This window comes from Pseudomonas cavernae (genome assembly GCF_003595175.1).
Lineage (GTDB): Bacteria > Pseudomonadota > Gammaproteobacteria > Pseudomonadales > Pseudomonadaceae > Aquipseudomonas > Aquipseudomonas cavernae.
In genome coordinates, this window is sequence record NZ_CP032419.1 from 3218106 (window position 1) to 3240028 (window position 21923).

16 protein-coding genes are annotated in these 21923 nt (G+C 62.3%); all 16 read right to left on the reverse strand.

Features of this window, described 5'->3' with window-relative positions:
- Window positions 1-42: 42 nt before the first annotated feature.
- A complete protein-coding gene (locus tag D3880_RS14640) occupies window positions 43-2787 on the reverse strand; it encodes a peroxidase family protein (RefSeq protein ID WP_119894175.1) in 2745 nt (914 codons plus the stop codon).
- Window positions 2788-2944: 157 nt separating this feature from the next.
- Window positions 2945-5569: a winged helix-turn-helix domain-containing protein gene (locus D3880_RS14645; RefSeq protein WP_119894176.1), complete on the reverse strand. Its 2625-nt coding sequence runs from the start codon at window positions 5567-5569 to the stop codon at window positions 2945-2947.
- A 235-nt stretch (window positions 5570-5804) separates the two neighbouring features.
- A complete protein-coding gene (locus tag D3880_RS14650; protein WP_119894177.1) occupies window positions 5805-6581 on the reverse strand; it encodes an SDR family oxidoreductase in 777 nt (258 codons plus the stop codon).
- The gene (locus tag D3880_RS14655; RefSeq protein ID WP_119894178.1) at window positions 6578-7789 is read right to left on the reverse strand and encodes an O-succinylhomoserine sulfhydrylase; all 1212 of its coding nucleotides are present in this window, start codon (window positions 7787-7789) and stop codon (window positions 6578-6580) included. The genes D3880_RS14650 and D3880_RS14655 overlap by 4 nt, the downstream gene beginning before the upstream one ends.
- 12 nt (window positions 7790-7801) lie before the next feature.
- Window positions 7802-9307: an amidophosphoribosyltransferase gene (gene purF, locus D3880_RS14660; protein WP_119894179.1), complete on the reverse strand. Its 1506-nt coding sequence runs from the start codon at window positions 9305-9307 to the stop codon at window positions 7802-7804.
- 87 nt (window positions 9308-9394) lie between these two features.
- The gene (locus D3880_RS14665; RefSeq protein WP_119894180.1) at window positions 9395-9907 is read right to left on the reverse strand and encodes a CvpA family protein; all 513 of its coding nucleotides are present in this window, start codon (window positions 9905-9907) and stop codon (window positions 9395-9397) included.
- Window positions 9908-10011: 104 nt separating this feature from the next.
- Entirely contained in the window at window positions 10012-10644 is a 633-nt protein-coding gene (locus tag D3880_RS14670; protein ID WP_119894181.1) for an SPOR domain-containing protein, read from the reverse strand.
- A complete protein-coding gene (folC, locus tag D3880_RS14675; protein ID WP_119894182.1) occupies window positions 10628-11935 on the reverse strand; it encodes a bifunctional tetrahydrofolate synthase/dihydrofolate synthase in 1308 nt (435 codons plus the stop codon). Before folC ends, D3880_RS14670 begins: the two co-directional genes overlap by 17 nt.
- Window positions 11932-12819, reverse strand: coding sequence for an acetyl-CoA carboxylase, carboxyltransferase subunit beta (accD, locus tag D3880_RS14680; RefSeq protein ID WP_119894183.1), 888 nt, complete (start codon window positions 12817-12819; stop codon window positions 11932-11934). The genes folC and accD overlap by 4 nt, the downstream gene beginning before the upstream one ends.
- 317 nt (window positions 12820-13136) lie before the next feature.
- Entirely contained in the window at window positions 13137-13751 is a 615-nt protein-coding gene (locus tag D3880_RS14685) for a phosphoribosylanthranilate isomerase (RefSeq protein WP_119894184.1), read from the reverse strand.
- A 48-nt stretch (window positions 13752-13799) separates the two neighbouring features.
- Window positions 13800-14666, reverse strand: coding sequence for a tRNA pseudouridine(38-40) synthase TruA (gene truA / locus D3880_RS14690; protein WP_119894185.1), 867 nt, complete (start codon window positions 14664-14666; stop codon window positions 13800-13802).
- Between the two features lie 4 nt (window positions 14667-14670).
- Window positions 14671-17571 carry a motility hub landmark protein FimV gene (locus D3880_RS14695; protein WP_119894186.1) on the reverse strand — a complete coding sequence of 967 codons (2901 nt, stop codon included), beginning with the start codon at window positions 17569-17571 and terminating at the stop codon, window positions 14671-14673.
- Between the two features lie 151 nt (window positions 17572-17722).
- Window positions 17723-18733 carry an aspartate-semialdehyde dehydrogenase gene (locus D3880_RS14700; RefSeq protein WP_119894187.1) on the reverse strand — a complete coding sequence of 337 codons (1011 nt, stop codon included), beginning with the start codon at window positions 18731-18733 and terminating at the stop codon, window positions 17723-17725.
- Between the two features lie 111 nt (window positions 18734-18844).
- A complete protein-coding gene (asd, locus tag D3880_RS14705; protein WP_119894188.1) occupies window positions 18845-19957 on the reverse strand; it encodes an aspartate-semialdehyde dehydrogenase in 1113 nt (370 codons plus the stop codon).
- 57 nt (window positions 19958-20014) lie between these two features.
- On the reverse strand, window positions 20015-21097 hold the full coding sequence (gene leuB, locus D3880_RS14710; protein WP_119894189.1) for a 3-isopropylmalate dehydrogenase: 1083 nt from the start codon (window positions 21095-21097) through the stop codon (window positions 20015-20017).
- Between the two features lie 40 nt (window positions 21098-21137).
- On the reverse strand, window positions 21138-21902 hold the full coding sequence (locus tag D3880_RS14715; protein ID WP_119894190.1) for a class I SAM-dependent methyltransferase: 765 nt from the start codon (window positions 21900-21902) through the stop codon (window positions 21138-21140).
- Window positions 21903-21923 lie beyond the last annotated feature (21 nt).

Here is a 21923-nt window from a genome sequence, read left to right on the forward strand (position 1 = left end):
AAGCCCCGGCAGATACCGGGGCTTTTTGTCACTGCGGGTTGGTTACTTGTCTTCGTGACGCTGGTGCTTGAAGAACACCCCGGAGTCGCCAAACTGCGAGGCGATGAAGTTGGAGGTCAGCTCGATCTCGCCGATCTTCTTCGCATTGCTGCGGCGCTGATTGGCATAACTCGTGTTGAGCGAGGGGATGATCGAGGTCTTGATCTCCATCGAGGTGGCGTACACATCGTAGACCTTGGTGCCGGTCTTCAGGGTCAGCAGATCCTGACGGAAGTCGTGCGGCGTGGAGACAAAACGCGAACGCAGTTCGGCACGCGGCACGAAGTAAACCTGGGTCGGCGCCTTCGCGCTGGCCACCGCGGCGCCGTTCTGCGTGACCTGGGCCATGTCGTCCAGGCGCAGCAGGGTCGGCTTGCTGCTCACCGCGGAGAACAGCACGGTGGTGCCCAGGGTCTCGTTGGCTTCCGGCGACACATAGCTGGACAGCTCATTGGTGAAGAAGTCGTAGTTCGTGCCCTGCCCCGACAGGGTGTACAACGCGGACACGTTCTGCGATGGCTTGCCATCGACGAAGGCCTTCCAGGCCAGGCCCGGCGCGAAACCGCGATCGGCCGGGTCGCCGGTGACCGACAGGCGCAGCAAGCCGCTGTCGGCGCCGGTAAACAGCCCAGTGTAGCCGTTGTTGGCCACCGGCACGAACTTGGCCTTGGCCATCACGCCATGGGCATGGATCGGCTTCTCGTAGCCCACCGGCGCCACGTCGGTGCGCTCCTCCACCTTCTTCCAGAGGATCGAGCCGATCAGGCCGCCCACGTCCACCGGCACCAGCGGCGGCAGTTGCTCCAGGCTGAACTGGGTGCGCATGGCGCCGTTGATCCAGAGGTTGTCCAGCTTGCCGACGCGCGGCCAGCTCTCGTAGTCGGCGGGAATGTTCAGGCCCCAGGGCTTGAAGGCGTTCTCCACGCCGACCAGGCTGGAACTCAGCTCCGGGTTATGCCGTTGGAGCACGTCGACCATGGTGGTGTGCTCGACCCAGTCGATACCTTCCTGGGTGTACACCTCCGGACGGTAGTCCTTGGTATAGAAGCGGTCGGCCATCAGGCGCCGCGAGGCGTTCATGATGAAGATCTGGAACGCCGTCTCGCCGAAGGCGAAGCCTTCCGGGCGCACGGTTTCGGCCAGTTGCCCGACCAGGGTGTCGATCTGCTCGATGTCGTTGCCATACAGGCGCTTGAGCTGCGCCAGGGTGGCGGCGTCCGTGGTCAGATCCTCGAACTTGGTGATCGGGTTGAGGCCGATCTGCCGGCGGAACTCGTTGTAGCGCGGCACGCCGCGCTCGCGATCGCGCAGCACGTCGATCGCTGCCAGGTCGATGTTGCCGAGCAGCGGCATGGACAGGTTGCGCAGGAAGTTCGGGTAGTTGTTGAGGGTCAGCGAGCCCGGGTTGGTGATCCCGAAGGAGTACCACAAGCGCTCCGGATGCTCGTCGGCCAGCAGGTTCTCGGCGTCACGGTCACGGGTGTCCTGCATCGGCACCGAGCGCGACACGATGTTCGAGCCGATGTCGTAGATGTCGATCTTGTCGCGCAGCAGCGAGTGCATGCGGTACACCGCGACGAACTCCTCGGTGAGACTGAAGGGCACTCCATAGTTGTTCGGCGCGGTGGTGCCGACGATGCCGCCCAGCGCATGGTCGAGGGCGGTGTTGCCGAACCCATCGGCCATGCTCGGGTCGAAGCCGAGGATGCGCTTGACGAAGGAGTCAGACTTGGCCAGATCCTCTTGCAGCATGCGCACTTCGGCCTGGTAGTCGTCACGCGGGCCGCCTTGGCCCAGCAGGCCCCACCAGTTGGCATACATCGCCCGCTCGGTGACCGGGTTGGCGATCACCGCCGGGGTCCACTCCACGGTGTGAATCTTGGCCATCAGCGCCGAGTTGACCAGCCGGGCGTGGTCGTACAGCCACTGATCGTCCTTTTCCGGGTACTTCGCCTTGAGCTTGGTGGCGATGGCGTTGTGCTCGAGGGTGAACAGCTGGTGCAGCATGCTCAGGCCCACCCACCAGTTCTCGTTGACGCCGGTGATCGACTTGCCGCTGAGCAGTTCGGTCGGCAGGCGGTTGTCGCTGCCCACCTTGAGCTTGCCGTCGACGAAGGAACGCACCTTGTCGCTGACCTCCCTGCTGCTGCCGTAGATCTGCGAGCCATCCCACCAGTGGGTGTTGTGGTTGCGGTAGGTCTGCGGCATGCCGGTATCGGCGCCGGTGCGGGTAGGGTCAGGCTGGGTGCGCTTGACCGACATGGTGCCCGAGCCCAGGGCATCGCCCGGCGGCAGCGGGAACTGGATCGGGTCGGCATCGGCATTCGGACCGTGATCGAACCAGTCATGGGTCATGAACTGGATCCAGGACGCGGCGATGAAGTTGAGACTCGGCGCCGGCTTGAACTCGCCCCGCGCCATCACGCTGTTACTGACATCCCGCGGGTTGGGAGTGAGCAGCGTGGCGGTCTCGCCGTGGGTCACCGCCGTATCGACGTTACGCCCGAAGCGTCGTAGCGCCGAGCCTTCGGCCGGATTCTCGAGAATGTTGCAGGTGCCGTCCTCGGTGCGTGCGGTGTGGCTGCGCGCGTCGCAGGTGATGTTGGCGTTGTAGCGGGCGTAGTCCTCGACATCGAAGAGGTTGTTCTCGAACAACGACTGGCGTTCGACAGCCAGTACCAGCAGCCCTGAGACGACGCCCAGCGTTCCCAGCTTGGTCAAAGCTGGCCAGGTTACCCAAACAGACATGGCTTTATCTCCCACTTGTTCTTGTTGTGCGCACGAATCGCGCGCCGGATGAAGCCGGCACCGTCGAGCTTAGGGAGATAGGCCGGCCCCTCCCCCCTTCCCAGGGAGGGGGTGGGGTCAATCAGCGGTAAACAAACGTGATGCAGCTGGCAATCGCCTAGTTCTGCGGACGCACGCGAAGAATCGCCTCGGTGCGGTTGGTCACCTCCAGCTTCGCGTAGATGTTCTTCAGGTGCCACTTGGTGGTCGACAGCGCCGTGCCACTTCTGGCGCTGATCTGGGTATTCGACAGGCCCTGCAGCAGGTAGTCGAGAATCTGCGCCTCCTTGCCCGTCAGCAGGCCGGAGAGGTCGGCCGTCTCGGACCGGGGGGCCGCCTCGGGCGCGCAGAACTCGGCGTAGAACTGCCGGTAGCGCTCCGGCAACGCCAGCCGTCCCGACTGCACCAGAGCGGCGACCAGGACACCGAATCCTGGCGCCTCGTCGAACACCGAACAGGTGATGTTGAGCAGCCCGTATTCCTCGACCAACTGCGCCAGCTCGGCCAGTTGCGCCTGCCGGTCCTGCCCCTGGCTACCGAGCACCAGCAGATTGGCATCGACGATCATGGCCCGCGCGCGCATCTCGCTCTGCCGCAAGGACGCCGCCAGCACCTTGAGGATGCGCCCAGCGCGCACCTGGGCGCCGCGTGCCAGCAGCCAGTACACCACCGCCAGACCGTAGCGCTCCCAGCACTCGTCATGCTCGCGCAGCCGGTCCCAGTGCCCCTCCTCCAGACGCCGGTCGAGTTGGTAGTGGCGGGCCAGGCTCTCCAGCTGGCGGTGGTTCCCGCTGACATACGCCTGGCGCAGCCGCTCCTGCACCAGTTGGCTGGCGAAACGCTCGTAATTGCCCAACTGCAGGATGCCGGCCAGCTGCTCGAGCAGGCGCTCGGCGCGCATCTGCAGCTTCCGGCGGTGCAGCAGGCGCGCCAGGGTGAGATAGACCGTGGCGATGGCCTCGGTTGCCGAGGAAGAGTTGACCCGGGCGATCAGGTCTTCGCACAGCTGCTGCGCCGCGGCGAACTGGCTCTGCTCGTAGAGCACCACCACCATACCGGTGGCGCGGTTGACCCAGGCCGGACTGGAACTCTCGGTGCGCTCGTAATCGCTGCGCACATCCTTGCGCGCCACGGTCGCCCGGCAGGCATTGTTGTTGCACAGCGCGATGATCAGGTCCGCGTAGCTCTCCAAGAACACATGCCCGGTCTGCACCAACAGCACCTTGGCCCGCACGGCGAAGCGGATCGACTGGTCGAGGCGACCGCCCAGCAGGTGGTGATAGGCGATAACGGTCAACACCCGCGCCCGCGTGCCCGGCGCTACGCCGGGCTCGAGCAGTTGCTCCCAGTCCGGGGCGAGGCGGAAATCCTTGTCGTGCTGAAACAACTCCAGGTTCAGCACCAGGTACTGCAGGCTCGCCGGCTCGATGGCCGCCGACGCGAGACCGGCGTCGAGGAGTTCGAGGTAATAGCGGGCCTGGTGGAAGCGCCGCGACAGGATCAGGGCCGCGATCAACGCCTGCAACATGCGCCCGCTACCCAGCAATTGCGTCTCAGGCAGCGGCGCCACCCATTTGAGCACTTCGCCGAACTGCCCGTTGCGCACCCACTGCTCGCAGCAACATTCCAGCATGTCCTGCCACAAGGCCGGCTCGCCACTGCGCCGCGCATGCTGCAAGGCCTGCTCGTGATCACCCTGCTCCTGGTAGTAGCCCGCTGCGCGGCAGTGCAGTTCGGCGAGGCGTTGCCGACCTTCGATCGCCAGACGGCTGCCGAGGAAGTCATGGAGCAAGGCGTGATAGCGGAACCAGCCGGGCTGGCCGTCCACCGGCAGCATGAACAGTTGCCGGGCCGCCAGATCCTCCAGCAGCAAGGCCGAGCCCTGGCGCTGGAACACCCGATCGCAAAGCTCGCCATTGAATTTCTCGAAGATCGCGCTGCCCAGGAAAAAATCACGTAGCACCGGCGTCAGCTGCTCGAGCACCACATGACCGAAGTAATCAACGATCTCCGGCTGAGTGCCATCGAAGCGCTCCAAGGCGCCCGTGCCGAAGCGCGCATAGGCCAGCAGTGCGACCTTGCCCCCGGCCACCCAACCTTCGGTCATCGCCAGCAGATCGGCGACATAGCCCTCGCTCAGCGCGGGGCCGCCCAGATCGGCGTTCAGCGCCTGGATCTGCGCCGCCGACAGACGCAGGTCGTGCTGCTCGATGCACAGCAAGGCGTTGTCCAACTTGAAACGGCTCAGCGAAAACCCCGGATGATTGCGACTGGAGATCACCACCCGCACCGAAGGCGGCAAGCCCCGCAGCGCCGCGGCGAGAACCTCGAGGATGAGCGGCGCGTCGAGGTGCTGGAAGTCATCGAACACCAGGCACAAGCCACCGTCGACCCGCCCCAGGGCTTCGGCCAGGTACTCGCCCATGACGACCGGGGAATGGGCGATCTCGGCCCCCAGGGGATTGAACCAGGAGAGGTCGAAATCTGCGACCTGTGTGCGAATAGCCTCGAGCAGCCGGCGAAAGAAACGCAGCGGCTCGTTGTCGCGGGCCTGCAGCGGGTAGTACAGGGTCCGGCGACGCCTTGGGCGACTCAGCCAGTGGGCCAGCAAGGTGGACTTGCCGGAACCGGCCGGGGCCAGGAGCAGGGTCAGGGGAAAATCTTCGCTGCGGTCCAGTAACTCGAGCAGGTCATCGCGGATGACGCCCGTAGGAAGCACCGCACACCGAGGCTGGCGGTCCATGCATGAGCACCTGCCAGGCTTTTTATTGTTGTTGTGTACTAACAGGCCGTTTCAATGCCGATCGGCACTACAAGTAGACTGCTCCGGGCCTGTTCACGGTTGACAGCGGAATAGTAATGCCGGGTATCCAGGGCTTCTAACGCCCCGTGTCACGCTTTACAGTCGAAACTCGAAAGGTAGCGCTCAACCACCCGAAAGTTCGGGAACAGGCAGCGAGCGGCATGGAGTGGGTGGCCTACTGGTAGATCATCTTGCGGGTCATCCCGCCATCCACCAGGAACTCCTGCCCCGTGACAAAGCCGGCATTGCCCGACAGTAGCCAGCCGACCAGCGCGGCGACATCCTCAACCGTACCCACCCGCCCGGCGGGATGCTGGGCATGATCCTGATCGCCGAGCGGATCAGCACGACGCTCGGCAGGGTCGCGGGTATCGATCCAGCCAGGGCTGACGGCGTTGACCCGGATATCCGGCCCCAGGCTGAGCGCCAACGCATGGGTCAACGCCAGTAGGCCACCCTTGCTCGCCGCATAGGCCTCGCTATTCGGCTCAGATTGATGCGCGCGAGTCGAGCAGAGATTGATGATCGCCCCGGCATGCGCACGCAGATAAGGTGCGCAATATTTGGCCAGCAACATGGGGCCGGTCAGGTTGACCGCCAATACACGTTGCCAGCGGTTGAGCTCGAGGCTTTCCAGCGGCGGATTATGCGCATCAGCAATGGCTGCGTTATTGATCAACGCATCGAGACGACCGAACTGGCCGAGCACCTCGGCGATGCCGACCACCACCTGGCTTTCCTGGGCGACATCCATAGCGATAAACCAGGCATTGTCGCCCAGCACCTTTGCCACCTTGGAGCCGCGCTCCCGATCATTATCGGCAATGACAACTTGCCAGCCCTCGACGATCAACCAGGCGGCGATGCCCAGACCGATCCCGCGCGCCGCTCCGGTGACCAAGGCCACCTTGCCATTGTTCGGGGCGGAGTCTTCCGTCGACCAGTCGATCACAACGCCGCCAAGCCTCGTGCCAGGTCGGCCTTGATATCAGCGACTTCTTCCAACCCCACAGCGACACGCACCAGATTATCGGCAATACCGGCCTGCGCCCGCTCTGCCGGAGTCAGGCGCCCATGGGACGTGGTAGCCGGATGGGCAATGGTGGTCTTGGTATCACCGAGATTGGTAGTGATGGAAATCATCCGGGTCGCATCAATGAAGCGCCAAGCGCCCTGCTTACCGCCCTTGACCTCGAAGCTGACCACCGCACCGAAACCAGTCTGCTGCCGTTTGGCCAACTCATGCTGGGGATGGCTAGGCAGACCTGCGTAGTAAACCTTCTCGATGCCCGGCTGCTGCTCCAACCACTCGGCCAATGCCTGTGCACCGGCACTGTGAGCCTGCATACGGATACGCAGCGTTTCCAACCCTTTGAGGAACACCCAGGCATTGAAGGGGCTCAATGTCGGCCCGGCGGTACGCAGAAAACCGACCACTTCTTGCATCTGCGCTTTACGCCCCGCCACTACGCCACCCAAGCAACGACCTTGACCGTCGATGTATTTGGTCGCCGAGTGAATGATGATGTCCGCTCCCAGCTTGAGCGGCTGCTGCAATGCCGGGGTGCAGAAGCAGTTGTCGACGGCCAGCAGCGCACCGTTGGCATGGGCGACTTCGGCCAGGGCGGCGATATCGACCAGCTCGGCCAGCGGGTTGGACGGTGACTCGACAAAAAACAGCTTGGTGTTTGGCTTGCAGGCCGCCTGCCAACCTGCGACATCGGCCAGCGGGGGGTAATCCACCTGGATGCCGAAGCGCTTGAGGTACTTCTCGAACAAGCTGATGGTCGAGCCGAACACGCTGCGCGACACCAACACATGGTCGCCGGCACTGCACAGCGCCATCACCATGGCGAGAATGGCAGACATGCCGGAAGCGGTCGCTACCGCCTGCTCGGCCCCTTCGAGGGCGGCGATGCGCTCCTCGAAGGCACGCACGGTCGGGTTGGTGTAGCGCGAATAGACGTTGCCCGGCACTTCGCCGGCAAACCGCGCCGCAGCATCGGCGGCGGTGCGGAACACGTAGCTGGAGGTGAAGAACAGCGGCTCACCATGCTCGCCCTCCGGCGTGCGCAGCTGTCCGGCGCGTACCGCCAAGGTGTCGAAAGCCGCGCCTTCGAGGTCGCTGTCCAGCCGTCCGGCATCCCAATCCTGACTCATGTCGCGCCCTCCTCAGTCGTTGTACAGATCAATGATCGCGCTGACCGCATGGCTCTTCGTCTTGCTCATGTCGTTACGCGCCTGCTCGATCTTGTCCAGGTAAGCCTCGTTGACATCGCCAGTGACATACTGGCCGTCGAACACTGCACAGTCGAAATGCTCGATCTTGATCTTGCCGCCACCAACCGCATCGATCAGATCCGGCAGATCCTGGTAAACCAGCCAATCGGCACCAATCAGCTCGGCCACTTCATCGGTCGTGCGGCCATGGGCGATCAGCTCATGAGCGCTGGGCATGTCGATGCCATAGACGTTGGGGTAGCGCACTGCCGGCGCCGCCGAGCAGAAGTAGACATTCTTCGCCCCGGCTTCGCGGGCCATCTGAATGATCTGCTTGCAGGTGGTGCCGCGCACGATGGAGTCGTCCACCAGCATCACGTTTTTGCCGCGGAACTCCAGTTCGATGGCGTTGAGTTTCTGCCGCACGGATTTCTTCCGCGCCGCCTGTCCCGGCATGATGAAGGTGCGACCGATGTAGCGGTTTTTGACGAAGCCTTCGCGGAACTTCACGCCCAGACGGTTGGCCAACTCCAGCGCTGAGGTGCGGCTGGTATCGGGAATCGGGATGATCACGTCAATGTCGTGATCCGGCCGCTCGCGGAGGATCTTGTCGGCCAGCTTCTCGCCCATGCGCAGGCGCGCCTTGTACACCGACACGCCGTCCATGATCGAATCAGGACGCGCCAGGTAGACGTGTTCGAAGATGCACGGCGAGTACTGCGGATTCTTCGCGCATTGGCGGGTATGCAGCTTGCCGTCCTCGGTGATGTAGACCGCCTCGCCTGGCGCTAGATCGCGGATCAGGGTGAAGCCAAGCACATCCAGCGCCACGCTTTCCGAGGCGATCATGTATTCCACGCCCTCGTCGGTGTGGCGCTGACCATAGACGATCGGCCGAATCCCGTAGGGGTCGCGGAAGCCGACCACTCCGTAACCGGTAACCATCGCCACCACGGCATAGCCGCCGCGGCAGCGCTCGTGGACGCCGGATACCGCAGCAAACACATCTTCCTCGGTCGGCTGCAACTTGCCGCGCACCGCCAACTCGTGGGCGAACACATTGAGCAGCACTTCCGAGTCAGAATTGGTGTTTACATGGCGCAGGTCGGATTCGTAGATCTCCCGCGACAGTTGCTCGACATTGGTCAGATTGCCGTTATGCGCCAGGGTGATACCGTAGGGCGAGTTCACGTAGAACGGTTGCGCCTCCGCCGAGCTGGAACTGCCGGCGGTCGGGTAACGCACGTGGCCGATGCCGACGTGTCCGACCAAGCGCTGCATGTGCCGCTGCTGGAACACATCGCGCACCAGACCATTGTCCTTGCGCAAGAACAGCCGACCGTTATAGCTGGTCACGATACCGGCAGCATCCTGGCCGCGATGCTGGAGGACGGTGAGCGCGTCATACAGCGCCTGATTGACGTTCGACTTACCGACGATACCGACGATGCCACACATGTGACGCTACCCCTGCTATGAGTTCAGGCTAATTCCGAGCACGCGTCTCGACGATCAAGGCGAGAAGCATGCCCCTAAAACGACAGTTCAGCTGGGTGAGCCGAAACTACCCGCGAGCCACTGACCGACGAACCCCAGAATCAGGTTCTTCGACCAATCAGCGACCATTAAGAAATGCGGCAGCAGACTCGACTGCTGCCACCAAGGATCTTGCTGTACCGGCGCCAGGCTGAGCAGCCCAACCACGACCACCACCAAGAGCGCGCCACGGGCGGCACCAAACACCATGCCCAGCACACGATCGGTACCATCCAGGCCGGTGACGCGGATCAGTTCGCCGATGAGAAAGTTGACCAAGGCGCCGACCAGCAAGGTCACCACGAATAGCAGCGCACAGGCCGCGATCACACGTGCTGACGGGGTATCGATGAATTCGGTGAGATGTTGCGCGAGCGCGCCGCCGAACATCCAGGCGACGACCCCGGCGATGATCCAGGTGACCAGCGACAGCGCTTCTTTAACGAAGCCCCGTTTCAAACTGATCAAACTGGAAACCACGATGACGGCGATAATCGCCCAATCGACCCAGGTAAATGCCACGGCGCAGTCTACAAACGGAAAAGGCGCTGCATTTTAGCAGACCCCTCCCCCCGGGGTAAGCCGCGGATTAGCCAGCCCCTGATTAATTGCGCCTATCGTGGGTTTTAGCTGTTTTCCGGCTGGAAGCGGACGATGAAACCGTTGAGCTTCTGCTGCCGATTGAGCTGATCACGCAGGCGATCGGCCTCGGCACGCTCGATCAGCGGCCCGACAAACACCCGGTTCATGCCATCCACGCTGCGGATGTAGGCGTTGTAGCCCTGGCTGCGCAGGGTTTTCTGCAAACTTTCAGCACTGGCGCGACTGGACAGGCTGGCCAGTTGGATCGACCAGCTGACCGGCAGGCTATTGGCGTCCAAGCGGCTCGCCGGGGCTTGCGCTGGCTGTGCGGCCGGTTTTTTTGCGACTGCCGGAGGGCTAGGCGCGGTGACCGGCGCAGGCGCTTGGCTAACGGTCGGAGCGGGCGGCGCTTCGAGCAATGCACCGCCGGCTTCGGCGGTAGCGTCGCCTGCGGGATCGGCGGGCACCGGCTCATCCGGCAGCGGCTGCGGCACGGCAACCGGCTCCACCTTGACCTGCGGCATCGCGGGGGCTTGCGGCATGCTGGGGGCATCCACCGCCAAGCGCCGCGATTCGTCTTCGCGCGACAGCAGCATCGGCAGGAAGATCACCGCCAAGGCCACCAGCACCAGCGCGCCGACTATGCGTTGCTTGAGCCTTTTATCCAGCAAAGCCATCCTGCACTTCTCCTATGGAATGGCGGGCCAGCCACTCCAAGGCCTCGGCCACGCAATAAAAAGAACCGAACAGCATAATCTCATCGCCTGCCGAGGCGCGCGCACATTGCCCCTCGAGCGCCGCAGCCACATCGCTATACGCGGTGACACTGGCACCCAGGTTGAGTAATGCGGCCTCCAACTCGGCTGCCGGACGGGTGCGCGGCGTCGGCAGCGGCGCCACCGCCCAATCCTGCACCAGACCCAGCAAGGGTGCCAGCACCCCGTCCAAGTCCTTATCCGCCAATAAACCAAATACTGCCAGACGCTTGCCTGACATTGGCCGGCTTGCCAAGCGACCCGCCAGATAAGCAGCTGCATGGGGATTATGCCCAACATCCAGCCATAACGTCAGGGGCTTGCCGTGCCAATTCAATGCCCGGCGCTCCAAGCGCCCGCTCACTCGCGTGCTCGCTAGCGCGGCAGTAATTTGTTCGGCCTGCCAGGGAAGCTCTAGCAAGGCGTAAGCCTGCAAGGCCAGCGCGGCGTTTTCCATAGGCAGATCCAGCAACGGCAACCCATGCAGCTCCAACAACTCGCCATGCCGAGAATGACCGTACCAGTGCCAGGCCTGATCAGTAATCGCCAGGTCGTAATCGCGCCCACGCAGGAAGAACGGAGCCGACAAGGCCTTCACCTGCTCAAGCAAGGGCTGCGGAGGATCGAGATCGCCGCACAGCGCCGGGCGGCCGGCCCGCAAAATGCCAGCCTTTTCGGCAGCCACGGACTCGCGGGTATCCCCCAGCCACTCCGCATGATCCAGGCCGATAGTGGTAATTAGCGCCAAATCCGCATCGATCAGATTGACTGCATCCAAGCGCCCACCAAGGCCGACCTCCAGCACAACAGCATCTAGACCCGCGCGCTCGAACAGCCAGAACGCCGCCAGGGTGCCCATCTCGAAATAGGTCAAGGTGATGTCGCCACGCACGGCTTCGACTGCGGCGAATGCTTCGCAGAGTGCACCATCGCTGGCCTCTTGCCCCTCAATCAACACGCGCTCGTTGTAACGCAGCAGATGGGGAGAGCTATACACGCCAACCTTGAGTCCTTGCTGACGCAGCAGGCTGGCGAGAAAGGCGCAAGTGGAACCCTTGCCGTTGGTGCCGGTAACCGTGACTACCCGTTCAGCAGGCTTGCCGAGGCCGAGACGCTGCGCCACTTCACGCGAGCGCTCCAGCCCCATGTCGATGGCAGACGGATGGAGCCGCTCAAGGTAAGCAAGCCAATCGGCGAGGGTCTTCCCGGTCATGCGCTGGCGGTTGCCGCAGCGACCGGGGCGGGCAGATTCATCAATTGCGCAAGCAGCTTAGCCAGACGCGGGCGCAGCTCATTGCGGTGAATGATCAGATCGATCGCGCCATGCTCCAGCAGGAATTCACTGCGCTGGAAGCCCTCGGGCAGCTTCTCCCGCACGGTTTGCTCGATCACCCGCGGACCGGCAAAGCCCACCAACGCCTTAGGCTCAGCGACGATCACATCGCCGAGCATGGCCAAGCTGGCGGAAACGCCGCCATACACCGGATCGGTCAACACGGAAATAAAGGGCACCCCCTCCTCGCGCAAGCGTGCGAGGACCGCCGAGGTCTTCGCCATTTGCATCAGGGAGATCAATGCTTCCTGCATGCGCGCACCGCCGGAAGCGGAAAAACAAACCAGCGGGCAACGCCGTTCCAAGGCCGCATTCGCGGCGCGAACGAAACGTTCACCGACGATCGCCCCCATGGATCCGCCCATGAACTCGAACGCAAAGGCGCAAGCCACCACCGGCATGCCTTCCAAGGCTCCACGCATGGCTACCAGCGCATCCTTCTCGCCGGTCTGCTTCTGAGCTGCAGTCAGGCGGTCCTTGTACTTCTTGCTATCACGGAATTTCAGCCTATCGACAGGCTCCAATTCAGCACCAAGCTCTTCACGCCCCTCGCCATCGAGGAAGAGATTCAAGCGCGCACGTGCGCCGATACGCATGTGGTAATTGCACTTCGGACAAACGTCTAGCGTCTTTTCGAGTTCCGGCTTATAGAGCACCGCATCGCAGGATGGGCATTTATGCCAGAGCCCTTCGGGTACCGAGCTTTTCTTTACCTCAGAACGCATGATCGAGGGGATCAGCTTGTCTACCAGCCAGTTACTCATGCTCTTAGTTCTCCAAAGCTGTTGGCCCGGACGTACTGACGGCCTCTTGCCGCACACATTCTCGAGCGAATTCACGATTGTCGCAGGGCTAAAACCAGCCGCTCGCCCTCTAGCGAACTAGCGCCGCCCAGATCCGTGAGCACCGTAGCGGGTGCCACCGACGCGCTCGCTATCTTTCAATTCTGAGTCAACCGGGCGCCTGACGAACGTGCTCTTACAACAGTCCACAGCGCCCGGGCTTTCTACCGCTATAGCTGCACGCTAATGGACGGCCACGGCTCGCTGCCCGTCACAAAGAGCAGCGCTAAACCTCAGTGCTATCTCAACTCACGGAGGAAGGCGCGAATCTTTTCGGCATCCTTAATGCCCTTGCTCGCCTCGACCCCACCACTGACATCTACCGCATAGGGTCGCACCTGCGCGACTGCGGCACGGACATTCGCGGGATTCAAGCCACCAGCAAGAATGATCGGCCGGCCCAGATCATGGGGCACCAATGACCAGTCGAAAGCCTCGCCCGTGCCGCCTGGCACCCCCAGCACGTAGGTATCGAGCAAGATGCCAGAGGCTTGGGGGTATAAGGCCGCCTGGGCGGCAATCTCGTCACCAGCCTTGACACGCAGCGCCTTGATATAGGGGCGGTGATAGCCGTCGCAGTCTGCAGCTGTTTCGTCGCCGTGAAACTGCAGCAGATCCAGTGGCACCGCTTCGAGAATCTCATTCAGCTCACAGCGGCTGGCGTTAACGAAAAGGCCGACCGTGGTCACGAAGGGCGGTAACGCGGCAATGATTGCCCGTGCCTGCTGAACAGTTACTGCCCGCGGGCTTTTATCGTAGAACACCAGACCAATGGCATCAGCGCCCGCATCAGCGGCGGCCAAAGCATCCTCAACGCGGGTAATTCCACAGATTTTGCAGCGAACGACGGACAAGTTGCGGCACCTTTGAAGGAATAGCTGTGGATGTTAGCAAACACCTATTTAGCCGTCAGCCACGCACTCCGGCAAGGCCGATAGGAAGTGCGGGCCGATATAGCGCTGCGGCAGCATGAACTCATCCGGATACTCGACCTGCACCAGATACAATCCATACGGGTGTGCTGTGACCCCACCCTCGCGCCGATCACGCCCATCCAGCACCTCCTTGGCCCAGGTGGCAGGCTGCTCGCCTGCACCAATCGTCATCAGCACTCCGGCGATATTGCGCACCATGTGGTGAAGAAAGGCAGTGGCACGGATGTCCAGCACAATCATCTTCCCGTACTGAATCACCTGCAAATGATGGACATGCTTGATCGGCGATTTCGCCTGGCACTGCGTAGCACGGAAAGCACTGAAATCATGGGTACCCACTAGCCACTGGCTCGCCTCACGCATGCGCTCGACATCCAGCGACCGATGATTCCAAGTGACCTCCTCACTCAGATGCGCCGGGCGGATCTGATCGTTATAAATCACATAACGATAACGACGCGCGACAGCCTTGAAGCGGGCGTGGAAGTGCGCCGGCATGACCTGCGCCCAGGTGACGCTAATATCTCGCGGCAAGTTGGCATTCGCCCCCATCACCCAGGCATTGAGTGGGCGCTGCGCCTGAGTGTCGAAATGCACCACCTGACCACTGGCATGCACACCGGCATCGGTCCGTCCCGCACATACCACTGCGACCGGCGCAGCCGCCACAGTCGAAAGCGCCTCTTCCAAGGTTTGCTGCACCGAGCGCACATCAAACGCCTGACGCTGCCAGCCGCGATAGCGCGAACCTTTGTATTCAACGCCGAGGGCAATTCTGGAAAAGCCAACGGCAGCCATTTCGGCTGCCGCTGTTGGTATTACTGGATCAGACATAGATCTATGCGAGACGAGCGATCAACTCGCGCGCTTCCTGTTGCTGGCCATCGTTACCCTCCTTGATTACCTCATCAAGGATATCTCGCGCCCCCTCGGCATCGCCCATGTCGATATAGGCGCGCGCCAGATCCAGCTTGGTAGCCGTCTCATCTGTGCCGGAGAGGAAATCAAAGTCGTCCTCGGCGCCCAAATCGGCGGTGGGGGCAGTAGCGACAAGCGGCCCAGCAAGTTCATCAAACTCTACTGACGACTGCACCGCCTCCGCTTCAGAGTTTAACTGATCAAGCTCGGCACTCACTTCTTCAAGTTGGGCGGCAAAGCTGTTGCTGTCGGCAGCAGGCGCCGGCAGAGTTTCAGCATCCAGGGACAGGTCAAAGTCTGCCAGCAACTCAAGATCGACAGCCGATACTTCTTCTGGCAAATCTAGGCGCAGCTCGGCCACCCCTTCAGCAGTCGTGCCAGAGGACAATTCATCCTCCAATCCCAGCAGGAAATCGTCTTCTGCCGCAGCGGACTTAGTCTCTTCATCGAGATCCAGGTTGAAATCGACCAGATCACCGGTCAACTCCCCGCCAGCGACAGGAGCATCACCATCCAGGCTCAGATCGAACTCTAGCTCGCCAATACCCTCTGCCAGCTCAGGTGAAGACAGGTTAAGTTCGCTCTCCAGATCGAAATCGACCAGCGATTCCTCATTCGCTGCAGGGGACGCCTCGCGATCAAACTCAGCTTCCAGATCATCCAGACTGAGATCGAAGCCGTCATCCTGCCCCTGCGGTTGTTCCTCGAGTTCATCATCCAGGGCCAAATCGTCCAGACTGAAGCTATCTACCTCATCGGCTGGCGCTGCGCTGACCGCACCCAGCATGCTCGCGGCAGCGATAGCGGCCATGGCCGGATACCTGGATTTAAGCTGATCGACCTCGGCGCTCACGCCACCGATTTCTCGCAGCTCGCTCTCCTGACGGGCGAACCCTTCACGATCACCCAACTCGGCCTGAACCTCCATCAGCTTCAAACGCAGATCACTGCGCTGCGGCTCATCATTGATGGCATTTTGCAGCAGCTCGGCAGCCTGGTTGAACCGGCCATAGGCAATATAGATATCCGCCTCGCCGAGCACATCGCTGGTCTGCGCTGTCACACGCTCTTCCACAGGGTGTGCTGCAGCCACTTCGGCCGATTCGAGCCCCTCGAAACTCGAGTCTGGCAAGTCGTTTTCAGCACCAAAGGGGTCATCCCCCTCCTGAGCCGCCAGGCTGCTATGCAGCTCGCTCTCCTTCAGGGCGTTCCGCCGCGACAGCACCATCAAACCGACAAGCAACGCCAGCAAGGCACCGCCACCCACCAGCCCAAGCAGCATGGGGTTAGCCAGCAAATCTTCAAGCAAACCGGTCGCCTGCGCTTGCTCTACCGGCGCATCTGCCGAGGTCTTCTCGGCGGGGATCGGTGTAGCCACCTTCTCGGCAGGCGCGGCCGGCTCGGCCGGAGTGGCGGACTGATCGGCCGGCACCTGAGCGTCTACCTGAGGTGCAGCCTCGGGCTTGGCAGCAGGCTCTTCGCTGTAATTGTAGTCCGGGGCGGCGGCCGCATCGACGGCCGGGGCGGTCGCTTGTGGTGCAGCGGGAGCAGGCGCCGGGGCTGCATCAGCGGCTCCAGCAGGCGCAGTGGTGACTGCAGCAGTCTGCTCGGCAGCGGTCACCGGGGCAGCGGCAACTGCGGCTGCAGTTTCTTTCGTAGCCTTGTTCTTCTCAGCCAGATCAGCCTGCAACTTGGCCAACTGGTCGTCTTTCAGCTGAATCAAACGCTGCAGCTTGTCCAACTGGCTCTGCAGATCAGTCATGCGCCCTTTCAGCTCATCGTTTTCACGGCGAGTGGAATCGAGGCTTTCCTTGGTCACAGCCAGTTTGTCGCTCAACACCTTGCTGTCAGCGCCAGCGCCTTTGTCGCTGCCGGCGGCGGCTTTACCTGCCTCAGCAGAAACCAACTTCAGGCTATCCGTGGTCTCGGCCTTGGCCGGAGCTGCACCCGCGGCGGTGCGCTTGGTGGCATCCAGCTGGCGGGCACCCGCAGCCAGACTGCGCCCCTCTCGCCAAGCCGTATTTTGCTCGGCCACTTGAGCGATGGCCTCACTTTGCGAGCGACTCTTGATCTGCTGTTCATTTGGCAGGCGCAGAACCTGACCGCTCTTCAGACGGTTGATGTTGCCGCCGACGAAAGCGTCCGGATTGAGCTCCTGAATCGCCAACATAGTCTGGTGTACCGAGCCAGCGACGCGGGACCGCTCGGCAATCTCCCAGAGCGTATCGCTGCCGGTTGTCTTGTATTGGTTACCATCCAGTTTGCTGGCACTTGCCGGTACTGGAGCAGGTGCTGCGGGACGAACTACCGGCGCACTAACAACCGGCGTAATCGGACTAGGGGCAGGGACGGCCGAAGGACGAGGTGTTGGAGCAGCCACCGGCAGTTGCGGCGCTGCTGCGGCGGCAGTTTGCGGCGAATAAAGCGGTGGATCCAGCAGCAAGGTGTATTCGCGCAGCAGGCGACCGTTGGGCCATAGCACTTCCACCAAGAAGTTCAGATAGGGTTCGCGTACCGGCTTACTGGAGGTCACGCGAATAACGCTTCTGCCGTTGGGCTTCAGGACAGGCGTGAACTTGAGATCGGTGAGGAAGTACTGGCGATCGACACCAGCTTTATTGAACTCTTCAGGAGAAGCCAGGGTTGGGATCACCTCGTTGGAGGCTAGATCGCGTACCTCGAGCAAATCAATCTCTGCCACCAATGGTTGATTCAGCGCAGACTTGAGAGTCACCTCCCCTAGCCCCAACGCATGCGCCATCCCGGAGGTCAGCGCCGAAGCAGCCGCGATTGCCAGTACCAGTTTGCGTACCCGAACCATAGCGTTATCCCTTGTTTTATCTTTTTTTCTCGACGGGCGAGATGGTCTTAGTTGCTGCCTGCTTCCGCCTTGCGACGGCTCCCCACCAGCAATCCGCTCGGCCAGTATTGCCAAGCTAGAATATTTCTTCAAATCTCTTGGTAAGTATCTTTTACAGATAGTGTTTTATCAATAACTCGCCCAATTGTGCAGCATTCAGCGCAGCGCCTTTGCGCACATTATCAGACGCAATCCACAAATTGAGTTCGGCGGCATCGTCGAGCCCTGCACGCACCCGGCCTACATATACAACATCCTGCCCGACTGCATCACCCACAGCCGTCGGATAGTCGTCCGCCTCAACCAACTCGACGCCAGGCGCGCCCTCTAGCGCTGCTCGAACCGCTGCCAGATCGACCTCGGCCGCACATTCCAGCGAGACACTCAGGCTGTCGCCAAAAAACACCGGGGCCTGCACACAGGTCGCAGCCACTTTAAGTTCTGGCAACGCCAGAACCTGTTTGAGCTCGGTCGATAAGCGCCTTTCTACGACCGTGTAGCCACTTTCATCTGCCTGACCGACTTGGGCGAGCAGATTGAAGGCGATCTGCCGATCGAAAAAACGCGTTTCCAGCGGACGCATATTGAGCAGCTCGGTAGTCTGCCGCGCCAGGTCGGCCACCCCCTCCCGGCCCTGGCTGGAGACCGCCAGACAGGCAGTAACACCTACACGCCGCAGGGTCAGCAACGCCTGCAATGGCGCCAGCACCACCGCCAGCGCCGCCGCCGAGGCACTGGGGCTAGTTAATTGATAAGGAGCTTGCAGAGTTTTCAGTATCTGCGCATTGGCTTCAGGGACCACCCGCGGCGCCTGCGATACGGGCAAAGCTCCAGACAAATCGATTAGCGAACAACCGGCCGCCTGGGCACGTGGCGCATGGACACGGGTTACCTGCTCGCTCGCGGCAAAAAACGCCAAACGCACCTGGGAAAAATCGAACTCCTCGACTGTCCGCACCCGCACGTTCTTCCCGCGGAATGGCAGAGATTGGCCAGCCGACTCGCTGCTGGCCAGCAGATGCAGGTTGGCAAGAGGGAAATCGCGTTCTTCAAGCAGCTGGACGAGGGTTGCGCCGACGGTGCCGGTGGCGCCGATCACGGCGATATCGAAGGACTTGGACATCGGGGGAGCCTTACACAGTCAGCGGAAAGAGCGGCACTGTAGCGCCGCCCCACTGCGCAGGCAATTTGGCGCCGACCAGAACGGCCGGCGCCGACAAAACGCCTTAGACGATCAACGCTCCAGAAGGATGCGCAGCATGCGCCGCAGCGGCTCGGCAGCGCCCCACAACAGTTGGTCGCCGACGGTGAAGGCACCGAGGTACTGCGAGCCCATGTTGAGCTTGCGCAGACGACCGACCGGAACGCTCAGAGTGCCGGTCACGGCAGTCGGGGTCAGCTCGCGCATGCTGGCCTCGCGCTGGTTTGGCACCAGCTTGACCCAGGGGTTGTGCTGGCTGATCAGCCCTTCGATGTCGGAAATCGGCACGTCCTTGTTCAGCTTGATGGTCAGCGCCTGGCTGTGGCAACGCATGGCACCGATGCGCACGCACAGGCCATCCACCGGAATCGGGCTCTTGAAGCGACCGAGGATCTTGTTGGTCTCGGCCTGGCCCTTCCACTCTTCGCGGCTCTGGCCGTTGGGCAGTTCCTTGTCGATGTAGGGAATCAGGCTGCCGGCCAGCGGCACGCCGAATTGGTCCACCGGGAAGCTGTCACCGCGCATGGCTTCGGCCACTTTGCGGTCGATGTCGAGGATGGCGCTGGCCGGGTTGGCCAGGTCGTCGGCCACGGAAGCATTGATCGCGCCCATCTGCTTGATCAGTTCGCGCATGTTCTGCGCGCCGGCGCCGGAAGCGGCCTGATAGGTCATGGCGCTCATCCACTCGACCAAACCGGCTTCGTACAGGCCGCCGAGGGCCATCAGCATCAGGCTGACGGTGCAGTTGCCGCCGATGTAATTCTTGGTGCCGTTGTCGAGCGACTGGTCGATGACCTTGCGGTTGACCGGATCGAGGACGATGACCGCGCTGTCATCCATACGCAGGGTGGACGCTGCGTCGATCCAGTAGCCCTGCCAGCCGGCTTCGCGCAGCTTGGGGAAGACTTCGCTGGTGTAGTCGCCGCCTTGGCAGGTGAGGATCACATCGAGGCTTTTCAGCTCATCGATGCTGTAGGCGTCCTTCAGCGGAGCGATGTCCTTACCTACCGCAGGGCCTTGACCACCGACGTTGGAGGTGGTGAAGAACACCGGCTCGATCAGATCGAAGTCCCGCTCTTCCAGCATCCGCTGCATGAGTACGGAACCGACCATACCGCGCCAACCGATCAGACCTACACGTTTCATCGCAACTACACCTTTATGGGAATACCGACCCACCGTCACGACGGTGGGCCTGAAAGATTACAGATTACGCAAAGCGGCGACTACCGCATCGCCCATTGCCCGGGTCCCGACCTTGGTGGTGCCCGCCGACCAGATATCGCCGGTACGCAGGCCCTGATCCAGCACCAGGCTCACGGCTTGCTCGATGGCGTCCGCCGCCTGAGTCAGGCTGAAGCTGTAACGCAGCATCATCGACACCGAGAGGATGGTCGCCAACGGGTTGGCGATGCCCTGCCCGGCAATGTCCGGCGCCGAACCATGGCACGGCTCGTACATGCCCTTGTTGTTGGCATCCAGCGACGCTGAAGGCAGCATGCCGATGGAACCGGTGAGCATGGAAGCCTCATCCGACAGAATGTCGCCGAACATGTTGTCGGTGACCATCACATCGAACTGTTTGGGCGCGCGCACCAGTTGCATGGCGGCGTTGTCGACGTACATATGGCTGAGTTCGATGTCCGGGTAATCCTTGGCCACTTCCTCGACCACTGCCCGCCACAACTGACTGGAAGCCAGCACGTTGGCCTTATCCACCGAGCACAGCTTCTTGCCGCGCACGCGGGCCATGTCGAAGCCGACCCGGGCGATGCGGCGGATTTCGCTCTCACTGTACGGCAGGGTGTCGTACGCCTGGCGCTCGCCGTTTTCCAGCACGCGCGACTCGCGCGGCGAGCCGAAATAGATGCCGCCGGTCAGCTCGCGAACGATGAGGATGTTCAGCCCCGCAACCACTTCCGGCTTGAGGGTGGACGCCTCGGCCAGCTGCGGATAAAGGATGGCCGGCCGCAGGTTTCCGAACAGGCCCAACTGCGAACGGATCTTCAGCAGGCCGCGCTCCGGGCGCAGCGCCGGATCGATGCTGTCCCACTTGGGGCCACCGACCGCACCGAGCAGGATGGCGTCGGCAGCGCGAGCGCGCTCCAGGGTCTCATCGGCCAGAGGCACGCCGTACTTGTCATAGGCCGCACCGCCCAACTCGTCGAAGGACAGCTCGAAACCCAGGTCGTACTTGTCGTTGGCCAGTTCCAGCACCTTGACCGCCTCGGCCATGATTTCCGGGCCGATCCCGTCGCCGGGAAGAATCAGAATCTGTTTGCTCATGTATCCCTCTCGTTAGACGCCCAAAGCGCCGCCATCATGCTTAACGCTTGGCCCACAGCACCAGCACGTCGGTGCTGAAGGAGCCGTCAGCGGCAATTTCAAAATACTCGCGAACCTCTTCGCCCACTGCTTGCTGCAGCGCGCGGATGGCCGCACGAAAAACTTCGGGCGTGCGCATCCGCTCGACCCAGGAGGCGAATTCCAGGCGCAGGCGCTGGCGCGCATGGCTGCGTACCTGCAGACCGGCCTCACCGACCAGACGCAGCCACTCGGCCGCCGCATAGTCGCGCACGTGGCTGGTATCGCGCAGCAACTCGACCGCCTGCAGGTGGGTGTCGAGCAACGGCGTGCCCGGCGCGATCACGTCGATGAACGCCGCCACCCCGCCCGGCTTGAGCACCCGGCGCACCTCGCGCAGGGCCTGGCCGACATCGATCCAATGGTGCACCGAATAGCGACTGAAGACGAAGTCGAAGCTGCCATCGGCGAACGGCAGGCGCTCCGCCGGCCCCTGCTCGGTACGGATATTGCCCAGTCCGCGCTCCTGCGCGGCGGCCGCTACTACGTCGAGCATCTGCGCCGACAGGTCATAGGCCACCACCTCGCCCACCAGTGGGGCGACATGAAAGCTGACGTGCCCGGCACCGCAACCGAGATCCAGCAGCCGCGCCTCGCCACGACCCGCGACCTCGGCCTGCAGCAGCGCGAACTCGGCGCCCTGGGCATGTACGGCGCTGCTCAGATAGGCACTGGCCTGCTCGCCGAACTGGCGCTGGACCACTTGCACATGGGCCTTGTCGCTCATCACATCCTCCGGGTGGCGCAC